At 68.7% G+C, this 21707-nt stretch carries 20 protein-coding genes; 16 read left to right on the top strand and 4 right to left on the bottom strand.

Going from position 1 to position 21707, the window contains the following annotated elements; all coding sequences use genetic code 11:
- The first annotated feature begins 5 nt into the window (after positions 1 to 5).
- The 3 genes from OHT51_RS18295 to OHT51_RS18285 are packed head-to-tail and all read left to right on the top strand — an operon-like array spanning position 6 to position 4227.
- Positions 6 to 2324, top strand: coding sequence for a bifunctional polysaccharide deacetylase/glycosyltransferase family 2 protein (locus OHT51_RS18295; protein WP_328880007.1), 2319 nt, complete (start codon positions 6 to 8; stop codon positions 2322 to 2324).
- Between the two features lies 1 nt (position 2325).
- Complete coding sequence (locus OHT51_RS18290; protein WP_443052504.1) at positions 2326 to 3483, top strand: acyltransferase family protein; 1158 nt, start codon at positions 2326 to 2328, stop codon at positions 3481 to 3483.
- A 48-nt stretch (positions 3484 to 3531) separates the two neighbouring features.
- Positions 3532 to 4227 (top strand): demethylmenaquinone methyltransferase, encoded by a 696-nt coding sequence (locus OHT51_RS18285; RefSeq protein WP_328880006.1) that lies wholly within the window; start codon positions 3532 to 3534, stop codon positions 4225 to 4227.
- Here the strand turns inward: OHT51_RS18285 and OHT51_RS18280 are convergent.
- Both OHT51_RS18280 and OHT51_RS18275 read right to left on the bottom strand, forming a co-directional pair.
- The gene (locus OHT51_RS18280; RefSeq protein WP_328880005.1) at positions 4214 to 4525 is read right to left on the bottom strand and encodes a PASTA domain-containing protein; all 312 of its coding nucleotides are present in this window, start codon (positions 4523 to 4525) and stop codon (positions 4214 to 4216) included. The genes OHT51_RS18285 and OHT51_RS18280 overlap by 14 nt on opposite strands.
- 155 nt (positions 4526 to 4680) lie before the next feature.
- The gene (locus tag OHT51_RS18275; RefSeq protein ID WP_328880004.1) at positions 4681 to 5187 is read right to left on the bottom strand and encodes a GNAT family N-acetyltransferase; all 507 of its coding nucleotides are present in this window, start codon (positions 5185 to 5187) and stop codon (positions 4681 to 4683) included.
- A gap of 98 nt (positions 5188 to 5285) precedes the next feature.
- On the opposite strand from OHT51_RS18275, the gene OHT51_RS18270 reads away from it, so the two are divergent.
- Positions 5286 to 6593, top strand: a complete 1308-nt coding sequence (locus tag OHT51_RS18270; protein WP_328880003.1) for a geranylgeranyl reductase family protein — start codon at positions 5286 to 5288, stop codon at positions 6591 to 6593.
- 61 nt (positions 6594 to 6654) lie between these two features.
- Here OHT51_RS18270 and def read toward each other — a convergent pair whose 3' ends face one another.
- Complete coding sequence (gene def / locus OHT51_RS18265; RefSeq protein ID WP_328880002.1) at positions 6655 to 7284, bottom strand: peptide deformylase; 630 nt, start codon at positions 7282 to 7284, stop codon at positions 6655 to 6657.
- Between the two features lie 108 nt (positions 7285 to 7392).
- On the opposite strand from def, the gene OHT51_RS18260 reads away from it, so the two are divergent.
- Positions 7393 to 9219, top strand: a complete 1827-nt coding sequence (locus OHT51_RS18260; protein WP_328880001.1) for a hydroxysqualene dehydroxylase — start codon at positions 7393 to 7395, stop codon at positions 9217 to 9219.
- A 77-nt stretch (positions 9220 to 9296) separates the two neighbouring features.
- Here the strand turns inward: OHT51_RS18260 and OHT51_RS18255 are convergent, their stop codons facing one another.
- A complete protein-coding gene (locus tag OHT51_RS18255) occupies positions 9297 to 10130 on the bottom strand; it encodes a C40 family peptidase (RefSeq protein ID WP_328880000.1) in 834 nt (277 codons plus the stop codon).
- Between the two features lie 713 nt (positions 10131 to 10843).
- On the opposite strand from OHT51_RS18255, the gene OHT51_RS18250 reads away from it, so the two are divergent.
- Genes OHT51_RS18250 through nuoK form a run of 11 tightly spaced genes read left to right on the top strand, consistent with a single transcriptional unit; the run spans position 10844 to position 21699 of the window.
- Positions 10844 to 11203 carry an NADH-quinone oxidoreductase subunit A gene (locus tag OHT51_RS18250; protein WP_030950624.1) on the top strand — a complete coding sequence of 120 codons (360 nt, stop codon included), beginning with the start codon at positions 10844 to 10846 and terminating at the stop codon, positions 11201 to 11203.
- 15 nt (positions 11204 to 11218) lie between these two features.
- Positions 11219 to 11773: a NuoB/complex I 20 kDa subunit family protein gene (locus OHT51_RS18245; protein WP_328879999.1), complete on the top strand. Its 555-nt coding sequence runs from the start codon at positions 11219 to 11221 to the stop codon at positions 11771 to 11773.
- A complete protein-coding gene (locus OHT51_RS18240; RefSeq protein ID WP_328879998.1) occupies positions 11770 to 12531 on the top strand; it encodes an NADH-quinone oxidoreductase subunit C in 762 nt (253 codons plus the stop codon). Before OHT51_RS18245 ends, OHT51_RS18240 begins: the two co-directional genes overlap by 4 nt.
- On the top strand, positions 12528 to 13850 hold the full coding sequence (locus OHT51_RS18235) for an NADH-quinone oxidoreductase subunit D (protein WP_328879997.1): 1323 nt from the start codon (positions 12528 to 12530) through the stop codon (positions 13848 to 13850). Before OHT51_RS18240 ends, OHT51_RS18235 begins: the two co-directional genes overlap by 4 nt.
- Entirely contained in the window at positions 13847 to 14719 is an 873-nt protein-coding gene (gene nuoE / locus OHT51_RS18230; RefSeq protein WP_328879996.1) for an NADH-quinone oxidoreductase subunit NuoE, read from the top strand. Before OHT51_RS18235 ends, nuoE begins: the two co-directional genes overlap by 4 nt.
- Positions 14719 to 16068, top strand: coding sequence for an NADH-quinone oxidoreductase subunit NuoF (gene nuoF, locus OHT51_RS18225; protein ID WP_384191591.1), 1350 nt, complete (start codon positions 14719 to 14721; stop codon positions 16066 to 16068). Before nuoE ends, nuoF begins: the two co-directional genes overlap by 1 nt.
- Entirely contained in the window at positions 16065 to 18569 is a 2505-nt protein-coding gene (locus OHT51_RS18220) for an NADH-quinone oxidoreductase subunit G (protein WP_328879994.1), read from the top strand. Before nuoF ends, OHT51_RS18220 begins: the two co-directional genes overlap by 4 nt.
- On the top strand, positions 18566 to 19930 hold the full coding sequence (gene nuoH / locus OHT51_RS18215; protein ID WP_328879993.1) for an NADH-quinone oxidoreductase subunit NuoH: 1365 nt from the start codon (positions 18566 to 18568) through the stop codon (positions 19928 to 19930). The genes OHT51_RS18220 and nuoH overlap by 4 nt, the downstream gene beginning before the upstream one ends.
- Entirely contained in the window at positions 19923 to 20564 is a 642-nt protein-coding gene (nuoI, locus tag OHT51_RS18210) for an NADH-quinone oxidoreductase subunit NuoI (protein WP_328879992.1), read from the top strand. Before nuoH ends, nuoI begins: the two co-directional genes overlap by 8 nt.
- A complete protein-coding gene (locus tag OHT51_RS18205; protein WP_328879991.1) occupies positions 20561 to 21403 on the top strand; it encodes an NADH-quinone oxidoreductase subunit J in 843 nt (280 codons plus the stop codon). Before nuoI ends, OHT51_RS18205 begins: the two co-directional genes overlap by 4 nt.
- Positions 21400 to 21699 carry an NADH-quinone oxidoreductase subunit NuoK gene (gene nuoK, locus OHT51_RS18200; protein ID WP_003998919.1) on the top strand — a complete coding sequence of 100 codons (300 nt, stop codon included), beginning with the start codon at positions 21400 to 21402 and terminating at the stop codon, positions 21697 to 21699. The genes OHT51_RS18205 and nuoK overlap by 4 nt, the downstream gene beginning before the upstream one ends.
- Positions 21700 to 21707: the final 8 nt, after the last annotated feature.

The following is a 21707-nucleotide window of genomic DNA, read 5'->3' as shown; positions in this document are numbered from 1 at the left end:
CACCCATGACTACGACGACTCCCTCACGCGGCCGCCGCCGCGCCCCCACGCGGATCCAGCGGGCGGCGGGCAAGGCCGCGGCGCTGCAGAAACCGCGCGTCATCCTCGCCGGACTGCTCCTGCTCGCGCTGACCAGCGTCATGCTGCTCGACGGCTATCTGCGCGCCGAGGTCGGCGGCGACCAGCGCGTGCGCACCGGGGCCAGCTCCAGCCAGGTCCCCGACAAGGTCCTCGACGGCGGACCGATCCTCACCTTCCGGGGCGGTCAGGCCACCACCGTCTCCGTCCCGGACAAGACGATCGCGCTCACCTTCGACGACGGTCCGAACCCCACCTGGACACCGCAAGTCCTGGCGATCCTCAAGAAGTACGACGTCCCCGCCACGTTCTTCCTGGTCGGCTCGATGGTCTCGCGCTACCCGGGGATCGTCGCGGACCTGGTCGAGCAGGGCAACGAGGTGGGCATCCACACCTTCACCCACGTCGACCTCTCCTACCAGAGCGACGCCCGCGTCAAACGCGAGATGCAGCAGACCCAGCTGGCCCTCGCGGGCGCGGCCGGCATCACGACCACGCTGTTCCGGGCGCCGTACTCCTCGGAGACGGACGCCATCGACAACTACAGCTGGCCCGTCTACAAGAAGCTCGGCGAGCAGGGCTACACCAGCGTCTTCGTCGACACCGACAGCGACGACTGGAAGCGGCCCGGCGTCTCGAAGATCATCAAGTGGGCGACGCCGGACGACGGCGAGGGCGCGTCCGTCCTCTTCCACGACGCGGGCGGCGAGCGGTCACAGACGATCAAGGCGCTGCCGACGTACATCGAGAAGATGAAGGCCAAGGGCTACACCTTCACGACGATCAGCGGCGCCGTTCAGGAGGAGGAGTCGGCGGGCGGTCAGCAGGCGGGGGCCGGTGGTGTTCAGTCGGGTCGCGCTCAGGCCGGTGGGCAGCAGCCCGGTGGTCAGGCGGCGCAGCAGGAGCCGAACGGGCAGGCCGGTGCGGGTGCTTCGAGCCTCCAGGCCGCCCACCGCGAGGCGACCGGCGCGACGCTGTACGAGGGCAGGGCCCTGATCGGGGCCGTGGCCGTCGCCGAATGGACGGTGCCGGTGCTGTCGGTCGGCCTCCTCGTCGTCGGCGTCGCCGTGTTGGGCCGGTTCGGCATGATGCTGGTCCTCGCCCGCCGCCACTACCGGCAGCGCAACAGGCGCCGGTTCAGCTGGGGACCTCCGGTCCATCAGCCGGTGAGCGTGATCGTCCCGGCGTACAACGAGAAGGAGTGCATCGCCAACACTCTTGAGTCGCTGGCGAAGAGCACCCATCCGATCGAGATCATCGTGGTCGACGACGGCTCGACGGACGGCACCTCCGAGATCGCCCGGAACGCGGCCCACGAACTCGGCATGACCAACGTCCGTGTCATCCGCCAGGAGAACGCGGGCAAACCGGCGGCGCTGAACAACGGTGTGCGCAGCGCCGGCTACGACATTGTCGTGATGATGGACGGCGACACGGTCTTCGAGCCGGACACCGTACGGCAGCTGGTGCAGCCCTTCGCCGACCCCGAGGTCGGCGCCGTCGCCGGGAACGCCAAGGTCGGCAACCGCAACACCGTCATCGGCGCCTGGCAGCACATCGAGTACGTGATGGGCTTCAACCTGGACCGCCGTATGTACGACCTGCTGCGCTGCATGCCCACCATCCCCGGCGCGATCGGCGCGTTCCGCCGGGAGGCGGTGCTGGAGGTCGGCGGCATGAGCGAGGACACGCTCGCCGAGGACACGGACATCACCATCGCCATGCACCGCACGGGTTGGCGGGTCGTCTACCAGGAGCACGCGCGCGCGTGGACGGAGGCGCCGGGCTCCCTGAAGCAGCTGTGGTCGCAGCGCTACCGCTGGTCCTACGGCACCATGCAGGCGCTGTGGAAGCACCGCAAGTCCCTGACGGACAAGGGACCTTCGGGCCGCTTCGGCCGGGTCGGCATGCCTCTCGTCGTCATCTTCCAGATCGTCACGCCGGTCTTCGCACCGCTCATCGACGTCTTCACCGTCTACTCGATGATCTTCGTCGACTTCAAGGCGGCCCTGCTGGCCTGGCTGGCGGTGCTCGCCGTGCAGCTGGTCTGTGCCGCGTACGCCTTCCGCCTGGACCGCGAGCAGTACCGCTACCTGCTGATGATGCCCCTCCAGCAACTCGCCTACCGGCAGATGATGTACCTGGTCCTCATCCACTCCTGCATCACCGCGATGACGGGCGGCCGCCTGCGCTGGCAGAAACTGAAGCGCACCGGCGAGGTCGGAACGCCGGCGGGGGTGAGCTGAGGTGGGGGCCCACAGGAGAGGGGCGCTCGCCCGGCCCCTCGCCGCCGCGCCAGTCGCCGCCACGCCGGTTGCCGCTGTGACGGACGCCAAGGAGACCGGGACCGGCCCGGACCCGCGGCCCAAACCCTCCGCCAGGGACCGCTACTTCGACACCCTCCGAGCCGTCGCCCTCATCCGGGTCGTCACCTACCACACCTTCGGGTGGGCCTGGGCGGGCATGGTCTTCCCCTCGATGGGGGTGATGTTCGCGCTGGCCGGCACACTGATGGCGAAGTCCCTGGAGCGTCCCGCGCTCAAGGTGGTCCGCAGCCGGATGCGCCGGCTTCTGCCGCCCTTCTGGTTCTGGGGCGTCTTCGTGGTCGCGGCGATGCTGGTCCACGGCTGGATGCCTGGTCGGCAGATCGTCTACTGGATCGTCCCGCTCGGCGACCCGCCGGGCAGCGCATGGGCCGAGCAGGCCTGGGAGATCCTCTGGTACCTGCGGACGTACCTCTGGTTCGTCCTGCTCTCCCCGCTCCTGCTGCGCGTCTTCCGCCTGGCACCGGTGTCCGTCCTGCTCCTGTCCCTGGCACCGATCCTCGTCGTCCACTTCCTGTGGGAGCCCCCGGACAACCGCTTCGGCAGCGCGCTCACCGACCTGGCCACGTTCCTCTTCTGCTGGCTCCTCGGCTTCGCCCACCGCGACGGCGTCCTGCGCCGCCTCAAGCCGCTCGCCGTCGCCGTCCTCTCGCTCGCGGCGATCGCGTACGGCGGCTGGTACGCCTTCACTCACCAGGCCGAGACGGGCTCGTACGACCTGGACGACATCCCCCTCGCCCAGGCGTTCTGGTCGGCGGGCTATGTCACGCTCCTGATGTACGCGAAGGAGTTCTTCCGTATCGACTTCGCCCGGCTGACCCGCGTCCGCCCCCTCGACCGGCTCGTCACGGTCTTCAACGCCCGTGCCGTGACGATCTACCTCTGGCACGAGATCGCCCTGATCCTCGCCGTCCCGCTGATCGACCGGTTCTGGAACGTGCCCGCGTTCGAGAAGTACCTGCCGCTGGAGAGCCAGTGGTTCATGTTCGGCATCGGCTGGATCCTGATCGCGGTGTTCGTCCTGCTGTGCGGATGGGTGGAGGACGTGGCCGGGAAGAAGAAGCCGACGCTCGTCCCTTGAGGCCGTACTGCCACCGAGGGCGTGCGGCCGTACTGCCACAATGGGCCCGTGACCCGCGCATCCCTGGACAAGCAGCCGCACGAAGTCGCTTCGATGTTCGACAACGTGGCGGAACGGTACGACCTGACCAACGACGTGCTGTCGCTCGGCCAGGACCGCAGATGGCGCAAGGAGGTCGCCAGGGCCGTCGACGCCCGCCCGGCGCAGAAGATCCTGGACCTGGCCGCCGGTACGGCCACCTCCTCGCTGCCGTTCGCGCAGACCGGCGCGTACGTCGTGCCCTGCGACTTCTCCCTCGGGATGCTCCAGGTCGGCAAGCGCAAGCACACCTGGCTGCCGTTCACGGCGGGCGACGCGACGAAGCTGCCGTTCAAGGACGACACCTTCGACGCCGTGACGATCTCCTTCGGGCTGCGCAACGTCCAGGACTTCGACACCGCCCTGCGCGAGATGTACCGGGTGACGCGGCCCGGCGGCCGGGTGGTGATCTGCGAGTTCTCGCACCCGACCTGGGCGCCCCTGCGCACCGTCTACACCGAGTACCTGATGCGTGCCCTGCCCCCGGTCGCACGCGCGGTGTCCTCGAACCCCGACGCCTACGTCTATCTCGCCGAGTCCATCCGCGCCTGGCCCGACCAGCCCGCCCTCGCCGAGCGGCTGCGCAAGGCCGGCTGGGCGAAGGTCGCCTGGCGGAACCTGACGGGCGGGATCGTGACCCTGCACCGGGGTTTCAAGCAGAGCTGACGACGGGGTACGGATCCCCGGGCTCGTCCAGCTCGCGCTGCAGTCCGCCACCGGGCGGCCGTGGGGTGCGCGGCTCGCGCACCCCTCCGCCGCCCTCACCTTCGCCGAAGTCGAACCAGACGTAGACCATCGACTCCCGCGGCACCTCGGCACCGGGCTGGGGGTACTGGCGTACGACGTAGTCGACGACGACCAGGTGGAAGTCCGGCCGGTCCGGTGCGTTGAGGAGAAGGCCGTGCGACTTCGCTTCCTCGCGCGCGTCCATGGCCATCAGTCCGACGAGTTTCGGTACTCGCACCTCGGGCGTTTTGGGTGTTATGCGCACAGATGTCACCCCCAGCGGTACTGGCAGGTTAACCCTCCCGGGGTACCGTCCGGAAGCGCCAAGTACCTTTCTGCAACAGTCAATTACTCAGGGTGATGGAACCGGAATTGAGTTATGCAGTTCCGGTGTCACAGATCGAGCCGGTAGCAGTGCCCCTTCTGTCGTGCGTCCGGCGTGGCGAACACCTCGGCGAGCCGCATCCCCAGCCGCCGCGTCACCGCGATCGACCGCTCGTTGCGGGCGTCGACCATCGCCACCACACCCGGCACCCCGGCCGCGCGCACCCGGTCCAGCGTCAGCTGCGCGGCCGCGCTGACGTACCCCTTGCCCCAGTGCTCGCGCCCGAGCCGCCAGCCGATCTCGATCTCGTCCTTGGGACCCCACTCCCGCTCCCACGGCTGGGCGCCGGTGAAGCCGATGACCTGCTCGTTCTCGTCGAGGATGGTCCACAGGCAGTACCCGCGCTCGGCGTCGTGCCGGCGCTGACGGGCGGTGAGCTCCTCGTAGACGGACAACTCCGCGGCCCTCCCGCCGTGGAACTCCATGACATCCGGGTGCGCGAAGATCCGGTGCCAGGCGACGGCGTCCTCGTCGGTGGGGACACGGAGCCGTACGACAGGGAGAGCTCGGTTCACGGAGGCAGCCCTTCAGCCGGGTGATCAATGCTGCTGAATAGACTGCCCATGTCCAGTGCCGGTCGGCACACTGATTTCGAACTTGGGGAGATCCCGCCGTGACCGTCGTGCCCGAGCCCCACTCCTCGCCCCTCTCCGAGAACACCGCCGATGTGATCGTCGTGGGCGCGGGGCCGGCCGGCTCTGCGACGGCGTACCACCTGGCCAAGTCCGGCCTTGACGTCCTGCTGCTGGAGAAGACCGAGTTCCCGAGGGAGAAGGTCTGCGGTGACGGCCTGACCCCGCGCGCGACCAAACAGCTCGTGGCCATGGGCATCGACATCTCCGAGGAAGCGGGCTGGCTGCGCAACAAGGGCCTGCGGATCATCGGCGGCGGCGTGCGCCTCCAGCTCGACTGGCCCGATCTCGCCTCGTTCCCCGACTACGGCCTCGTCCGCAAGCGCGACGACTTCGACGAGCAGCTCGCCCGTCAGGCCCAGAAGGCCGGCGCCCGCCTCTACGAGCGCTGCAACGTCGGCGCCCCGATCATCGACGACCGCACCGGCCGCATCACCGGCGTCCACGCCAAGCTCGGCGAGGAGAAGCGCGAGGTCACCTTCCACGCGCCGCTGGTCGTCGCCGCCGACGGCAACTCCACGCGCCTGTCGCTGGCGATGGGCCTGCACCGCCGCGAGGACCGCCCGATGGGCGTGGCCGTACGGACGTATTTCGAAAGCCCCCGCCACGATGACGACTACCTGGAGTCCTGGCTGGAGCTGTGGGACCGCCGCGGCCCCGGCGAGGACCGCCTCCTGCCCGGCTACGGCTGGATCTTCGGCATGGGCGACGGCACGTCGAACGTCGGCCTGGGCGTGCTCAACACCTCGGACTCCTTCAAGGAACTGGACTGGCGCGAGGTCCTGAAGGCCTGGTGCGCCTCCATGCCGGAGGAGTGGGGCTACACCCCGGACAACATGACCGGCCCGATCCGCGGCGCGGCCCTCCCGATGGCCTTCAACCGCCAGCCGCACTACACCAAGGGCCTGCTGCTGGTCGGCGACGCCGGCGGCCTGGTGAACCCCTTCAACGGCGAGGGCATCGCCTACGCCATGGAGTCCGGCCAGATCGCCGCCGACGTCATCGTCCAGGCCCACGCCCGCTCGACGCCCGCGGGCCGTGAAATGGCCCTCCAGCGCTACCCGCGTGTCCTGAAGGACACCTACGGCGGCTACTACACGCTGGGCCGCGCCTTCGTGAAGCTCATCGGCAACCCGAAGGTCATGAAGATCGCGGCCCAGCGCGGCCTGACGCACCCCATGCTGATGAAGTTCACGCTGAAGCTGCTCGCGAACCTCACGGACCCGACCGGCGGCGACGCGATGGACCGCATCATCAACGGCCTCAGCAAGGTGGCACCGAAGGCCTGAGGGTCGGCCAGGCCCTGCTGAGAGAGTGGCCTCTGCCGCGCGGCCACTCTCGCCACAGGCCCTATGCCCTGCTGAGAGCCTCGACGTTGGCGGCCCGGCGCGCGAACACCTCGTCCCGCCGGTCCGCCACCTGCCGCAGGGCCTCCTTCCGCTCCCGCTTGGAGAGCCGGTCCACATAGACCTGTCCGTTGCAGTGGTCGGTCTCGTGCGCGAGGCAACGGGCGAAGTACCCCGTGCCCTCGACCACGATCGGCTCGCCGTCCTTGTCGAGCCCGCGCACCACGGCCCGGTCGGGGCGCGGTACGTCCATCACCGCGCCCGGCACCGACAGGCACCCCTCACTGTCGTCGAGGAGCCTCCTGTGCGCCGCGTCGAGCGGCTCCAGCACCGGGTTGACGATGTGCCCGACGTGCCGGACCCCGTCGTCGTCCGGGCAGTCGTACACGAACAGCCGCAGACCGACACCGACCTGGTTCGCCGCCAGTCCGGCCCCGTCGGCGATGTACATCGTCAGGAACATGTCGTCGATGAGCGCGGCGAGATCCGGCCCGAACTCGGTCACGTCCCGGCACGGCTTGTGCAACACCTCGTCACCCATCTCGGTGATCCTGCGCACCGCCCCACGCCGGGCCTCGGGTGCGAGCGGCGGATACGAGTCGACGGGCCTGCCTTGCACAAAAACGCTGGGCATCGCTTTTCTCCCCTTCTGTCCTTCTGCTGTTGCGGGTTGTGAGAATGCTGTGGTCGGCCGGGAATCAGGCTTCCGACCTCCGCAGACCCTCCCTACCCTCCGGGATTCATGACAACAGAACACACGCAGGAGCCCCAGGAGCAGACAGGTCACACGCGATCCGGCCACACCCGCAGACGCTTTCTGGCCGGTGCCGGGGGAGTGGCCGGCACCCTCGCCTTATGGCCCGCGGGAACCGCGAAGGCTGCTTCCGGCAGCCGCGTCGCCGTCCTGGGCGGCGGAGTCTCCGGCCTGAGCGCCGCCCACGAACTCGCCGAACGCGGCTACGCCGTCACCGTCTACGAGTACTACGACACCCTCGGCGGCAAGGCCCGCTCGATGCCCGTCCCGGGCACGGCGACCGGCGGCCGTGCGGACCTGCCCGCCGAGCACGGCTTCCGCTTCTTCCCCGGTTTCTACCGGAATCTGCCGGACACCATGCGCCGCATCCCCGTCCCCGGCAACGCGCACGGCGTCCACGACAACCTCGTCAGCGGCACCGAGGCCCTGTTCGCCCGCGCCGATGGCCGCCCCGACCTGCACTTCCCGCTGCGTCGCGTCACCACCCCGCCTCGCCCCGGCGACCTCACCCTCGGCTGGATCCGCGACCAGCTCCTGTCGGTCCTGGACCTCGGCACCCGCCTCCCCGCCCACGAGGTGGCCTACTTCGCCGACCGCCTGCTGGTCCACCTCACCAGCTGCGACGCCCGCCGCGAGCAGGTCTGGGAGAAGGTCGCGTGGTGGGACTTCATCCGCGCCGAGGAGATGAGCGAGGAGTACCGCACGCTCCTCGGCATCGGCCAGACCCGCAACCTCGTCGCCACCCGCGCGGAGGTGGCGTCCACCCGAACCGTCGGCCGCGTCATCATCGAAGCCCTGCTCCTGTGGGGCCTCCTCGGCCGCGGCATGGACGGCGACGCCGACATCGACCGCGTCCTCAACGCACCCACCAGCGAGGCCTGGATCGACCCCTGGGAGACCCACCTGCGCTCCCAGGGCGTCGAGTTCGTCCTCGGCACCCAGGTCCACGAGGTCCACTACGCCGGCGGCCGGGTGACCGGCGTCCGCGTCTCGGCCCGTGACGGCGGCGACGAACGCACCGTCACCGCCGACCACTACCTCTCCGCGCTGCCCGTCGAGCACGCGCGCGGGACGTGGGGACCGGCCCTGCGCGCGGCCGACCCCCAGCTCGCCCGGTGCGACGCGCTGCAGACGGACTGGATGACCGGCGTGATGTTCTACCTGCGCACGCCCACCCCCGTCGTGCACGGCCACATCAACTGCCTGGACTCGCCGTGGGCCGTGACCGGCGTCGGCCAGGCGCAGTTCTGGGACGGCCGGGACTTCTCCCGCGACTACGGCGACGGGCGCGCCAGAGACTGCCTCTCCGCGATCATCTCGGAGTGGGACAAGCCGGGCATCCTGTACGGCAAGACGGCGAAGGAGTGCACCAAGGAGGAAGTCGTCGCCGAACTCTGGGCTCAGCTCAAGGACGGCCTCAACGACGCCGGCAAGACCACGCTCCGGGACGAGGACCGCCTCGGCTGGTTCATGGACCCGGCCGTGACGGGCCTGGGCGGCCCGAACCCGCAGAACCGCGAGCAGCTCCTCATCCACCCCACGGGAACCCTCTACAACCGCCCCACGGCCCGCACAAAGGTCCCGAACTTCTTCCTCGCGGGCGACTACGTCCGCACCGACGTGGACCTGGCGTCGATGGAGGGCGCCAACGAATCGGCCCGCCTGGCCGTCAACGCCCTCCTGGAAGCGGACGATTCGGACACCGAGCACTGCCGGACCTGGGGGCTCTACCGGCCTCCGGAGCTGGAGCCGCTGAAGCGGGTCGACGAGGTGCGCTACAGGCTGGGTCTGCCCAACACCTTCGACCTCGGATGAGGCGTAAGGGCCGCTGCCCCCGAGCGGCTGCGGCCCTTACGTTGATCTCTGCGAGTCGGATGCGACTCGGCGGCGACTCAGAGGACGCGCACCGCACCCGACGCCGGGTACCCGGACAGGTCCTGGATGACGACGCCCTTGGACGGGTTGGCCGCGTCCAGGTACTGGCCGTCTCCGATGTAGACGCCCACGTGGTACGCGGAGCCCTTGCCGCCCCAGTACAGGATGTCGCCGACCTGAAGGTTCGACAGCGACACGTCGGTGCCGACCATCGACTGGTCCTGCGAGACCCGCGGCAGGTCGACGCCGACCTGCTTGAACGCGGCCTGGACCAGGCTGGAGCAGTCCCACGCGCTGGGGCCGGTGGCGCCCATGACGTACGCGTCGCCCAGCTGCGCCTTGAGGAAGGAGACGACCGTCCCGACGCTGCCGCTGGCGGGAGCGGACACGTCCGTGCTCGTGGAAGCGGAGGCGGACAGGGTGGTCCGCTCGGCGCTGCGGGAGGCGGCGGCCTCGGCGGCGGCCCGGCGGGCCTCCTCGGCCTTCTTCTTCGCCTCGGCCTTCTTCTTGGCCTCCGCGAGGTCCTTCTTGGCTTCCTTGGCCGCCGCGGCGGCGGCCGCGTCACGCTCGGCGTCGAGCTCGTAGTTCGCCGCCGCCAGCTGAGTGGCGTCCGCGGACTGGGCGAGCTGGTTCGCCAGGTCACCCGTGAGGGCGGGCAGTTCGATGGTCTGCGTCACCGGCTCGGCGGCGTTCGCCGTGGCCGCAGCGCCAGCCGCTGCCATGCTGAGGACGCCACCGGTAACTCCGGCGCGCATCGCGATGGTCGTCGTCGCGCTGCGGCGGGGCTTCCGGTGGCTGCGTATGTGAGCGGTGTGGGACATGAGAACAACCGGTATCAGGGGCTCCTCCATACCTACAAGAAACGTGTGCTGCGCCACAGTTGCTCAATGGCGGCCCCAAATTCCCGGCGTGACGCCCTTTATTGACGCCGTAACGGACATTGCGGACGCGTATCACTCAGCCCGTGATCACGGTCTTTCATCATTAAGTCCGAATTGCCCATCGCTTACCACTTGTTGAGACCGGTGGCCAAGCCCGGTTCTCAGGCCTCTCTCATCATGTGGCAGAGGTCACGCAACGGTCACGGCCTCGTGCGCGTCCTGTGCCCGGATCGCGCCCGCCGACGCTCGTGAATGCGTGCACGCGTCCACACCCCCCTCCGCGGCTCCCCCTGAAGTGTGAACGCGCTCCTCTACCAAGACATCCGGTCCATCACCAATTTGCATGCAAGAGAAGTCTCTTGATATTGAGACGACCCCTCCGAGCTGCGGCGACGAGCGAAAATGTCACCTCTGGTGATCACTCGGACGCTTCTCGTGCGAAGATCACCGCTCATCCGGCTTCATGATCCTTCGTCAGGTGGTGGAGATCACAAAGCTTGTGTAATACCCCGTGTCGCAGATCACAGAGCGGCAGGCATAGGATGCGAGGCAGTTGGGCTTGTGACCTGCTTCACATGTTCTCGATCTTCGCCGGGACGAGCGGGGCTTGTGGGACCGGTGAGGCGGAAGTGAGCCCAGTGCAACCGCCAGCAGTCAGTGCCGACTGAGAGGAGCGAGGAGCGGTGAACGCGTATGCGCCCATCCTCGTACTGGGAGCCCTCGGGGCAGGCTTTGCGATCTTCTCCGTGGTCATGGCCACGCTGATCGGTCCGAAGCGGTACAACCGGGCCAAGCTCGAAGCCTACGAGTGCGGTATCGAGCCGACCCCCACGCCGGCCGGCGGCGGGCGCTTCCCGATCAAGTACTACCTGACGGCGATGCTCTTCATCATCTTCGATATCGAGATCGTCTTCCTCTACCCCTGGGCCGTCACCTTCGACTCCCTGGGGATTTTCGGGCTCGTGGAGATGCTGCTCTTCGTGCTCACCGTCTTCGTCGCGTACGCGTACGTATGGCGGCGCGGCGGCCTGGAATGGGACTGAGGGGCCTTAAACGACATGGGACTCGAAGAAAAGCTGCCGAGCGGATTCCTGCTGACCACCGTCGAGCAGGCCGCGGGCTGGGTGCGTAAATCGTCCGTCTTCCCGGCCACCTTCGGCCTCGCCTGCTGTGCCATCGAGATGATGACCACCGGCGCCGGCCGTTACGACCTGGCGCGCTTCGGAATGGAGGTCTTCCGCGGCTCGCCGCGCCAGGCCGACCTGATGATCGTCGCCGGCCGGGTCAGCCAGAAGATGGCGCCGGTGCTCAGGCAGGTCTATGACCAGATGCCGAACCCCAAGTGGGTGATCTCCATGGGGGTCTGCGCCTCCTCGGGCGGCATGTTCAACAACTACGCGATCGTCCAGGGCGTCGACCACATCGTCCCGGTCGACATCTATCTGCCGGGCTGCCCGCCACGGCCCGAGATGCTGCTGGACGCCATCCTCAAGCTGCACGAGAAGATCCAGACCTCCAAGCTCGGCGTGAACGCCGAGGAGGCGGCCCGCGAGGCGGAGGAAGCGGCGCTCAAGGCTCTGCCCACGATCGAGATGAAGGGGCTGCTGCAGTGAGCGACGCGAACGGCACCAACGGCGCGAACGGGTCGAACGGGGTCAACCCCGAGAAGGACCTCTCCGCCTCCAACCTCCCCGGTCAGCGCGGCCAGGGCGGCGAGGAGATCCGCGTCCAGCGCGGCATGTTCGGAGCCAACAGCGGCGGCGACACCTCCGGCTACGGCGGTCTCGTCCGCTCGGTCCGGCTCCCGGGTCCGGCGAACCGCCCCTACGGAGGCTGGTTCGACGAGGTGGCCGACGAACTCGAAGGCGCGCTGGAGGAGCAGGGACTCCTCCCCGACAACGCCATCGAGAAGACGATCGTCGACCGCGGCGAACTCACCTTCCACATCGAACGTGAGCATCTGGTCCGCGTCGCCCGCACCCTGCGCGACGACCCGGCCCTGCGCTTCGAGCTGTGCACCGGCGTCAGCGGCGTCCACTACCTCGGTGACACGGGCCGCGAGCTGCACGCCGTCTACCACCTGCGCTCGATCACCCACAACCGGCTGATCCGCCTTGAAGTCAGCGCCCCCGACAGCGACCCGCACATCCCGTCGCTCGTCTCCGTATATCCGACGAACGACTGGCACGAGCGCGAGACGTACGACTTCTTCGGAATCGTCTTCGACGGTCACCCCGCCCTGACGCGGATCATGATGCCGGACGACTGGCAGGGCCATCCGCAGCGCAAGGACTACCCCCTCGGCGGCATCCCCGTCGAGTACAAGGGCGCCCAGATCCCGGCTCCGGACCAGCGGAGGTCGTACTCGTGAGCACGCAGTCAGCATCTGCCCGTGAGACCACCGAGGGCACCGTATATACGGTCACCGGTGGCGACTGGGACGAGGTCGTCCAGGCCGCGGCCCGCGCCGACGACGAGCGCATCGTCCTCAACATGGGTCCGCAGCACCCCTCCACCCACGGGGTGCTCCGCCTGATCCTGGAGATCGACGGCGAGACGGTCACCGAGGCCCGCTGCGGCATCGGCTATCTCCACACCGGCATCGAGAAGAACCTCGAGTACCGGACCTGGACGCAGGGCACCACGTTCGTGACGCGCATGGACTACCTGACGTCCTTCTTCAACGAGACCGCCTACTGTCTCGCCGTCGAGAAGCTCCTCGGCATCGAGGACCAGATCACCGAGCGCGCCAAGATCATCCGGGTGCTCCTGATGGAGCTGAACCGGCTCTCCTCCCACCTGGTGTGCATCGCCACCGGCGGCATGGAGCTCGGCGCCACCACGATCATGATCTACGGATTCCGTGATCGTGAAATGATTCTCGACATCTACGAGCTCATCACGGGCCTGCGGATGAACCACGCGTACATCCGCCCCGGCGGACTCGCCCAGGACCTGCCGCCCGGCGCGGTGGACCACATCCGCGAGTTCGTGAAGAAGATGAAGAAGAACCTCCCGGAGTACGACAAGCTCGCCACCGGGAACCCCATCTTCAAGGCCCGCATGCAGGACATCGGCTATCTCGACCTGGCCGGCTGCATGGCCCTCGGCGCCACCGGCCCGATCCTGCGCTCCACCGGCCTGCCGCACGACCTGCGCAAGTCGCAGCCGTACTGCGACTACGAGACCTACGACTTCGAGATCCCGACCGCCGACACCTGCGACTCCTACGGGCGCTTCCTGATCCGCCTGGAAGAGATGCGCCAGTCCCTCGGGATCGTCGAGCAGTGCCTGGACCGGCTCCAGCCGGGCCCGGTCATGGTCGCCGACAAGAAGATCGCCTGGCCCGCCCAGCTCGCCCTGGGACCCGACGGGCTCGGTAACTCCCTCGACCACATCAAGAAGATCATGGGCACCTCCATGGAGGCCCTGATCCACCACTTCAAGCTGGTCACCGAGGGCTTCCGCGTCCCACCGGGACAGGCGTACGCGGCCGTCGAGTCGCCCAAGGGCGAGCTCGGGGTGCATGCCGTCTCCGACGGCGGCACCCGCCCCTTCCGGGTCCACTTCCGTGACCCGTCCTTCACCAACCTGCAGGCCATGGCGGCGATGTGCGAGGGCGGCCAGGTCGCCGACGTCATCGTCGCCGTCGCGTCCATCGACCCCGTGATGGGAGGCGTCGACCGGTGACCACCTCTTCTTCCGAGCGGGGCGTCAGCCTGGGCATGCCCCAACTGCCCGCGCCCGGCTACCCGGACGACGTTCGAGCCCGGCTGGAGACCGACGCGCGCGAGATCATCGCCCGCTACCCGGACTCCCGGTCCGCCCTACTGCCGCTGCTGCACCTCGTGCAGTCGGAGGAGGGCCACGTCACGCGCACCGGGATGCAATTCTGCGCGGACGTGCTCGGCCTGACCACGGCCGAGGTCACCGCAGTCGCCACCTTCTACACGATGTACCGCCGCAAGCCCTCCGGCGACTACCAGGTGGGCGTCTGCACCAACACCCTGTGTGCGGTGATGGGCGGTGACGCGATCTTCGAGGAGCTCCAGGAGCACCTGGGCGTCGGCAACGGCGAGACCACCGACGACGGCAAGGTCACCCTTGAGCACATCGAGTGCAACGCGGCCTGCGACTTCGCGCCGGTCGTGATGGTCAACTGGGAGTTCTTCGACAACCAGAACCCCGCCAGCGCCAAGCGCCTGGTCGACGACCTCCGGGCGGGACGGCCCGTCGAGCCGACGCGTGGGGCTCGGCTGTGCACCTTCAAGGAGACCGCGCGGATCCTGGCCGGCTTCCCCGACGAGCGGCCCGGGGCCGTCGAGGAGAGCGGCAGCGCGGGACCGGCGTCGCTGGTGGGCCTCCGCCTGGCCAGGGGAGAGGCCGCACCCGCGCGCGTGGTCCATCCGCGGGACGGCGGCCCGCACCAGGAGCCGCAGGACAGGCCACTGCACGAACCGTCGCCGGCTGAACACCTCAGCTCGCACGACGCGCCGCAGGATTCGTCCGCGTCCGACCCAGCCCACCCGGCAGGGCCTGTCGCCGAGGAGGGGGAGTGATGACGTTGGCACCCGAGCTGAAGGAAAACAGCCCCGAGAAGCTGCTCGCACCCGTGCTGTCGGCCTTCTGGGACGAGGACAGGTCCTGGACGCTGGACGTCTACCGAAGGCACGAGGGGTACGAGGGCCTTCGCAAGGCGCTCGCCATGTCGCCGGACGACCTGATCGCGTACGTCAAGGACTCCGGTCTGCGCGGGCGCGGTGGCGCGGGGTTCCCGACAGGAATGAAATGGCAGTTCATTCCCCAGGGTGATGGAAAACCGCACTATCTAGTTGTCAACGCCGACGAATCGGAGCCCGGAACCTGCAAGGACATTCCGCTCCTCTTCGCGAACCCGCACAGCCTCATCGAGGGCATGATCATCGCGTGTTATGCCATCAGGTCGTCGCATGCCTTCATCTATCTGCGTGGTGAAGTCGTCCCTGTGCTGCGGCGGTTGCACTCGGCCGTGAGCGAGGCCTACGCGGCCGGCTACCTCGGCCAGAACATCCTCGGTAGCGGCCTCGATCTCGAACTCACCGTGCACGCGGGCGCGGGCGCGTACATCTGCGGTGAGGAGACCGCACTGCTCGACTCGCTCGAAGGCCGCCGTGGTCAACCGCGGCTCCGGCCCCCCTTCCCTGCGGTGGCAGGTCTCTACGCCTGCCCGACTGTTGTGAACAACGTCGAGTCGATCGCGTCGGTTCCCGCGATCGTGAATCGGGGCAAGGACTGGTTCCGGTCGATGGGCAGCGACAAGTCCCCGGGCTTCACGCTCTACTCGCTCAGCGGCCATGTCGCCAACCCCGGCCAGTACGAGGCCCCGCTCGGGATCACGCTCCGGCAGCTGCTGGAGATGAGCGGCGGGATGCGGCCCGGGCACCGCCTGAAGTTCTGGACGCCGGGCGGCTCCTCGACGCCGATGTTCACCGACGAGCACCTCGACGTCCCTCTCGACTACGAAGGAGTGGGCGCCGCGGGTTCCATGCTCGGCACGAAGGCTCTCCAGTGCTTCGACGAGACGACCTGCGTGGTGCGCGCCGTCACCCGCTGGACCGAGTTCTACGCCCACGAGTCCTGCGGCAAGTGCACGCCCTGCCGCGAAGGCACGTACTGGCTCGTGCAGTTGCTGCGCGACATCGAGGCCGGCAAGGGCGTCATGTCCGACCTCGACAAGCTGAACGACATCGCCGACAACATCAACGGCAAGTCCTTCTGCGCCCTCGGCGACGGTGCCGCCTCGCCGATCTTCTCCTCGCTGAAGTACTTCCGTGAGGAGTACGAGCAGCACATCACGGGCCGCGGCTGCCCCTTCGACCCGGCCAAGTCGACGGCCTGGGCCGACCACCGCACGGAGGTGAACGCATGACTGTGACCACCAGCGCTCCCTCCGGAGGGGGAGAGACGGCGGTCCCGCCGGAAGATCTCGTGTCGCTGACGATCGACGGAGTCGAGATCAGCGTGCCGAAGGGCACCCTGGTCATCCGGGCCGCCGAGCAACTAGGCATCGAGATCCCCCGCTTCTGCGACCATCCCCTGCTCGACCCGGCCGGCGCCTGCCGCCAGTGCATCGTCGAGGTCGAGGGCCAGCGCAAGCCGATGGCGTCCTGCACGATCACGTGCACGGACGGCATGGTCGTGAAGACGCACCTGACCTCGCAGGCCGCCGAGAAGGCCCAGAAGGGTGTGATGGAGCTCCTGCTCATCAATCACCCGCTGGACTGCCCGGTCTGCGACAAGGGCGGCGAGTGCCCGCTGCAGAACCAGGCCATGTCGCACGGCCAGTCCGACTCCCGCTTCGAAGGAAAGAAGCGGACGTACGAGAAGCCCGTGCCGATCTCCACACAGGTGCTGCTCGACCGCGAGCGGTGCGTGCTGTGTGCCCGCTGCACACGGTTCTCCAACCAGGTCGCGGGCGACCCGATGATCGAGCTGATCGAACGCGGTGCGCTCCAGCAGGTCGGTACCGGTGAGGGCGACCCCTTCGAGTCGTACTTCTCCGGCAACACCATCCAGATCTGCCCGGTCGGCGCGCTGACCTCGGCGGCGTACCGATTCCGCTCCCGCCCCTTCGACCTGGTGTCCTCGCCGAGCGTGTGCGAGCACTGCTCCGGCGGCTGCGCCACCCGCACCGACCACCGGCGCGGCAAGGTCATGCGGCGCCTGGCCGCCAACGACCCCGAGGTCAACGAGGAGTGGATCTGCGACAAGGGGCGGTTCGGCTTCCGGTACGCGCAGCAGCGCGACCGGCTCCAGACGCCTCTGGTGCGCAACGCCGAGGGTGAACTCGAACCGGCGTCCTGGCCGGAGGCGCTGCAGATCGCGGCTCAGGGACTGCTCGCCTCCCGCGGCCGGACCGGCGTGCTGACAGGCGGCCGTCTCACCGTCGAGGACGCGTACGCGTACAGCAAGTTCGCGCGCGTGGCGCTCGACACCAACGACATCGACTTCCGCGCGCGCATGCACAGCAGCGAGGAGGCCGACTTCCTCGCCGCGCGGGTCGCCGGTCACGGTCGCGACCTCGACGGTACGGGCGTCACGTACAGCGCGGTGGAGAAGGCACCGGCCGTCCTGCTGGCCGGGTTCGAGGCCGAGGAGGAGGCGCCCGGCATCTTCCTGCGGCTGCGCAAGGCCTGGCGCAAGCACGGCCAGAAGGTCTTCTCGCTCGCCACGCACGCCACGCGCGGACTGGAGAAGGCCGGCGGCACCCTGCTGCCCGCCGCCCCCGGCACCGAGACCGAGTGGCTGGACGCGCTCGCCGGCGGGGTCGGCCTGGACGAGGCAGGAACGAAGGCGTCCGAGGCACTGCGCACCGAGGGCGCGGTGATCGTCGTCGGCGAACGTCTGGCCGCTGTGGCGGGGGGACTCACCGCCGCCGCACGGGCCGCCTCCGCGACCGGTGCCCAGCTGGTGTGGATCCCGCGCCGGGCGGGGGAGCGTGCTGCCGTCGAGGTGGGCGCGCTGCCGTCGCTGCTGCCGGGCGGACGTCCCGCGACCGACCCACGCGCGCGGGAGGAGGTCGCCGCCGTCTGGGGTGTCGCCGAACTCCCGCACCGCTACGGCCGCGACACCGGCCAGATCGTCGAGGCCGCCGCGACCGGCGAACTGCAGGCCCTGCTGGTCGCGGGCGTCGAGGTCGCCGACCTGCCCGACCCGGCACGCGCGCGTGAGGCGCTCGGCGAGGTCGGCTTCGTGGTGTCGCTGGAGCTGCGGCCCGGCGAGGTGACCGAACTGGCGGACGTCGTGCTGCCGGTCGCCGCAGTCGCCGAGAAGGCCGGAACCTTCCTCAACTGGGAAGGCAGGGTGCGCTTCTTCGAGGCCGCGCTCAAGCCCGACCAGATGACCCGCCGCCTGGCTCCGACCGACGCGCGCGTGCTGCAGATGCTGGCCGATGCCATGGACGTGCACCTGGGCCTGCCGGATCTGCGCACCACGCGCGCGGAGATCGACCGGCTCGGCGCCTGGGAGGGACCGCGGGCCACCGAACCCCTGGAGATCGCCGCCCAGTTGCCGAGGCCGGCCGCCGGTGAGGCCGTTCTGGCCGGGCACCGGCTGCTGCTCGACCAGGGCCTCCTCCAGCAGGGCGACGAGGCGCTCGCCGGCACCCGGCACGCCGCCCACGCGCGTGTGTCGGCCGCCACGGCCGCCGAGGCCGGTGTGAAGGACGGCGACGTTCTCGCCGTGACCGGCCCCGCCGGAGTCACCGAACTGCCGCTGCAGATCACGGAGATGCCCGACCGGGTGGTGTGGCTCCCGCTGAACTCCGCGGGTGCCGGCGTCGCCTCCGACACCGGGGCGCTGCCCGGCTCACTCGTCCGCATCGGCCCGGCGACGCTCGCGTCCGAGGCCCCCGAGGAGGTGGAGGCATGAGCCCTTTCCTCGCCGCTGAAGACCTCTCGATGTTCGGCCGCGACCCCTGGTGGCTGGTCGTCATCAAGGCGGTGTTCTGCTTCGCCTTCCTGATGGTGACCGTGCTGTTCTCCATCGTCTGGGAACGCAAGGTCGTCGCCTGGATGCAGCTGCGCATCGGCCCCAACCGGCACGGCCCCTGGGGCATGCTCCAGTCGCTCGCCGACGGCATCAAGCTGATGCTCAAGGAAGACGTCATCGTCAAACGCGCGGACAAGGTCGTCTACGTCCTCGCGCCGATCGTCGCGGCCATCCCGGCCTTCATGGCGATCGCGGTGATTCCCTTCGGCCCGGCCGGCAACGAGATCTCGATCTTCGGCCAGCGCACCACGATGCAGCTCACCGACCTGCCGATCGCGATGCTCTACATCCTCGCGGTCGCCTCGGTCGGCATCTACGGCATCGTCCTTGCGGGTTGGAGTTCCGGATCCACCTACCCGCTGCTCGGCGGCCTGCGTTCCTGCGCGCAGATGATCTCGTACGAGATCGCCATGGGCGCGGCGTTCGCCTCGGTGTTCCTCTACTCCGGTTCGATGTCGACCTCGGCGATCGTCGAGGCGCAGCAGGACCGCTGGTACATCGTGCTGCTGCCGGTGTCCTTCCTGATCTACATCGTGACGATGGTCGGCGAGACCAACCGCGCGCCCTTCGACATGCCGGAGTCCGAGGGCGACCTCGTCGGCGGCTTCAACACCGAGTACTCGTCGATCAAGTTCGCGATGTTCATGCTCGCCGAGTACGTGAACATGGTGACGGTCTCGGCGGTGTCCGTGACGCTCTTCCTGGGCGGCTGGCGGGCCCCGTATCCGGTCAGCACCTTCTGGGAGGGCGCGAACCACGGCTGGTGGCCGCTGCTCTGGTTCGTGATCAAGGTCCAGTTGCTGCTGTTCTTCTTCATCTGGCTGCGCGGCACGCTGCCCCGCGTCCGCTACGACCAGCTGATGAAGCTCGGCTGGAAGGTCCTCATCCCGGTCTCCGTGGTCTGGCTGATGCTCGTCGCGACCGTGCGAACGCTCCGGAACGAGAACTACGACTTCGCCGACATCGCCCTCTACGTCGGCGGCGGCGTCCTCGCGCTGCTCCTGCTCTCCTTCGTGGCGGACATGTTCCGCGACCGGGCGAAGACGGCCGAGCAACCCGTCGACGAATCCACCGGCTTCGACGCGATGGCGGGCGGATTCCCCGTGCCGCCACTGCCCGGACAGGAACTTCCGCCGGTGCCGCGGCGCCGCCCGCGCCGTGAGCGGGAGCTGATTGTCAGTGGTGGGCCCGATACTCAGAGTGACGGATCTCTGGATGGAAAGGAGGCGTCCGATGGCTGAGGAGCCCAAGGAGACCAAGCCCGGTTTCCAGAACCCCGTGGCCGGCTTCGGCGTGACCTTCAAGGCCATGTTCAAGAAGCGGCTGACCGAGCAGTACCCGGAGCAGCAGAAGACCACCGCTCCGCGCTTCCACGGACGGCACCAGCTCAACCGCCATCCGGACGGCCTGGAGAAGTGCATCGGCTGCGAGCTGTGCGCCTGGGCCTGCCCCGCCGACGCCATCTATGTGGAGGGCGCCGACAACACCGACGAGGAGCGCTACTCGCCGGGCGAGCGGTACGGCCGCGTGTACCAGATCAACTACGCCCGCTGCATCCTGTGCGGCCTGTGCATCGAGGCGTGCCCCACGCGCGCGCTCACGATGACCAACGAGTTCGAGCTCGCGGACTCCAGCCGCGCCAACCTCATCTACACCAAGGAGCAACTGCTCGCCGGCCTTGAGGACGGCATGGTCGACAGCCCCCATGCCATCTACCCGGGCACGGACGAGCAGGACTACTACCGGGGTCTGGTGACGGAGGCCGCGCCGGGCACGACCCAGCAGGTCGCGCTCTCCAAGGGCGAGGTCCCGCAGGAGGCGGACTCGACCTTCGGTGAGGACGAACCGGCGTCCGAGAAGGTGATCGGGCGATGACCGAGCAACTCGCCGCCTACTCCACCTCCACCGGAGAGGCCTTCCAGTTCTGGGTCCTCGGCACCGTCGCCGTGATCGGCGCTCTGTGCACCGTCTTCATGAAGAAGGCCGTGCACAGTGCGCTCTGTCTCGCCGGGACCATGATCATCCTGGCGGTCTTCTACCTCGCCAACGGCGCCTACTTCCTGGGCATCGTGCAGATCGTCGTCTACACCGGCGCGATCATGATGCTGTTCCTGTTCGTGGTGATGCTTGTCGGCGTCACGGCCGCGGACTCCCTGAAGGAGACCATCAAGGGCCAGCGCTGGCTGGCCCTTCTGTGTGGCCTGGGCTTCGGCATCCTGCTGATCGGTGGTATCGGCAACGCCTCGATCACGGACTTCAACGGCCTCGCCCAGGCGAACGCGAACGGCAACGTGGAGGGCCTCGCCGCTCTCATCTTCACCAAGTACGTCTTCGCCTTCGAGGTCACCGGCGCTCTGCTGATCACGGCCGCCATCGGCGCCATGGTGCTCACGCACCGCGAGCGCACCGAGCGCGCCAAGACCCAGCGCGAGATGTCCGAAGAGCGCGTGCGCGAAGGCAAGCACGTCCCGCCGCTGCCGGCCCCCGGCGTGTACGCCCGCCACAACGCGGTCGACATCGCGGGCCTCCTGCCCGACGGCACCCCGTCCGACCTCACGGTCAGCAAGACGCTGCGCGAGCGCGGCCAGATCCGTGACGTGTCCACCGAGGCGCTGAACGACCTGCGGGCCCTTGAACAGCGCGCGGAGGAGCGGCTGGAGCGGACCGCGATCGAGCCGTCGACCTTCAAGCGGCCCGAGGAGGCGTCGAAGTGAACCCGGTCAACTACCTCTACCTCGCCGCCCTGTTGTTCACGATCGGCGCCACCGGCGTGCTGATCAGGCGCAACGCGATCGTCGTCTTCATGTGCATCGAGCTCATGCTCAACGCGTGCAACCTCACGCTCGTGGCCTTCTCACGGATGCACGGCAATCTCGACGGCCAGATCATCGCCTTCTTCACGATGGTCGTCGCCGCCGCGGAGGTCGTGGTCGGGCTCGCGATCATCGTGTCGCTGTTCCGTTCCCGCCACTCGGCCTCGGTCGACGACGCCAGCCTGATGAAGCTCTAAGGGGTCGG

The organism is Streptomyces sp. NBC_00299 (assembly GCF_036173045.1).
Lineage (GTDB): Bacteria > Actinomycetota > Actinomycetes > Streptomycetales > Streptomycetaceae > Streptomyces > Streptomyces machairae.
The sequence above is the reverse complement of the archived record's forward strand: the minus strand, read 5'-3'. Positions and strand labels throughout refer to the sequence as shown.

Coding starts and splice junctions, on each gene's coding strand:
- OHT51_RS18295 (WP_328880007.1), top strand. CDS start 6: ATGACTACGACGACTCCCTCACGCGGCCGCCGCCGCGCCCCCACGCGG.
- def (WP_328880002.1), bottom strand. CDS start 7,284: ATGCCCAGCGTTTTTGTGCAAGGCAGGCCCGTCGACTCGTATCCGCCG.
- OHT51_RS18260 (WP_328880001.1), top strand. CDS start 7,393: ATGACAACAGAACACACGCAGGAGCCCCAGGAGCAGACAGGTCACACG.
- OHT51_RS18255 (WP_328880000.1), bottom strand. CDS start 10,130: ATGGAGGAGCCCCTGATACCGGTTGTTCTCATGTCCCACACCGCTCAC.
- OHT51_RS18245 (WP_328879999.1), top strand. CDS start 11,219: ATGGGACTCGAAGAAAAGCTGCCGAGCGGATTCCTGCTGACCACCGTC.
- nuoF (WP_384191591.1), top strand. CDS start 14,719: ATGACGTTGGCACCCGAGCTGAAGGAAAACAGCCCCGAGAAGCTGCTC.
- OHT51_RS18220 (WP_328879994.1), top strand. CDS start 16,065: ATGACTGTGACCACCAGCGCTCCCTCCGGAGGGGGAGAGACGGCGGTC.
- nuoH (WP_328879993.1), top strand. CDS start 18,566: ATGAGCCCTTTCCTCGCCGCTGAAGACCTCTCGATGTTCGGCCGCGAC.
- nuoI (WP_328879992.1), top strand. CDS start 19,923: ATGGCTGAGGAGCCCAAGGAGACCAAGCCCGGTTTCCAGAACCCCGTG.
- OHT51_RS18205 (WP_328879991.1), top strand. CDS start 20,561: ATGACCGAGCAACTCGCCGCCTACTCCACCTCCACCGGAGAGGCCTTC.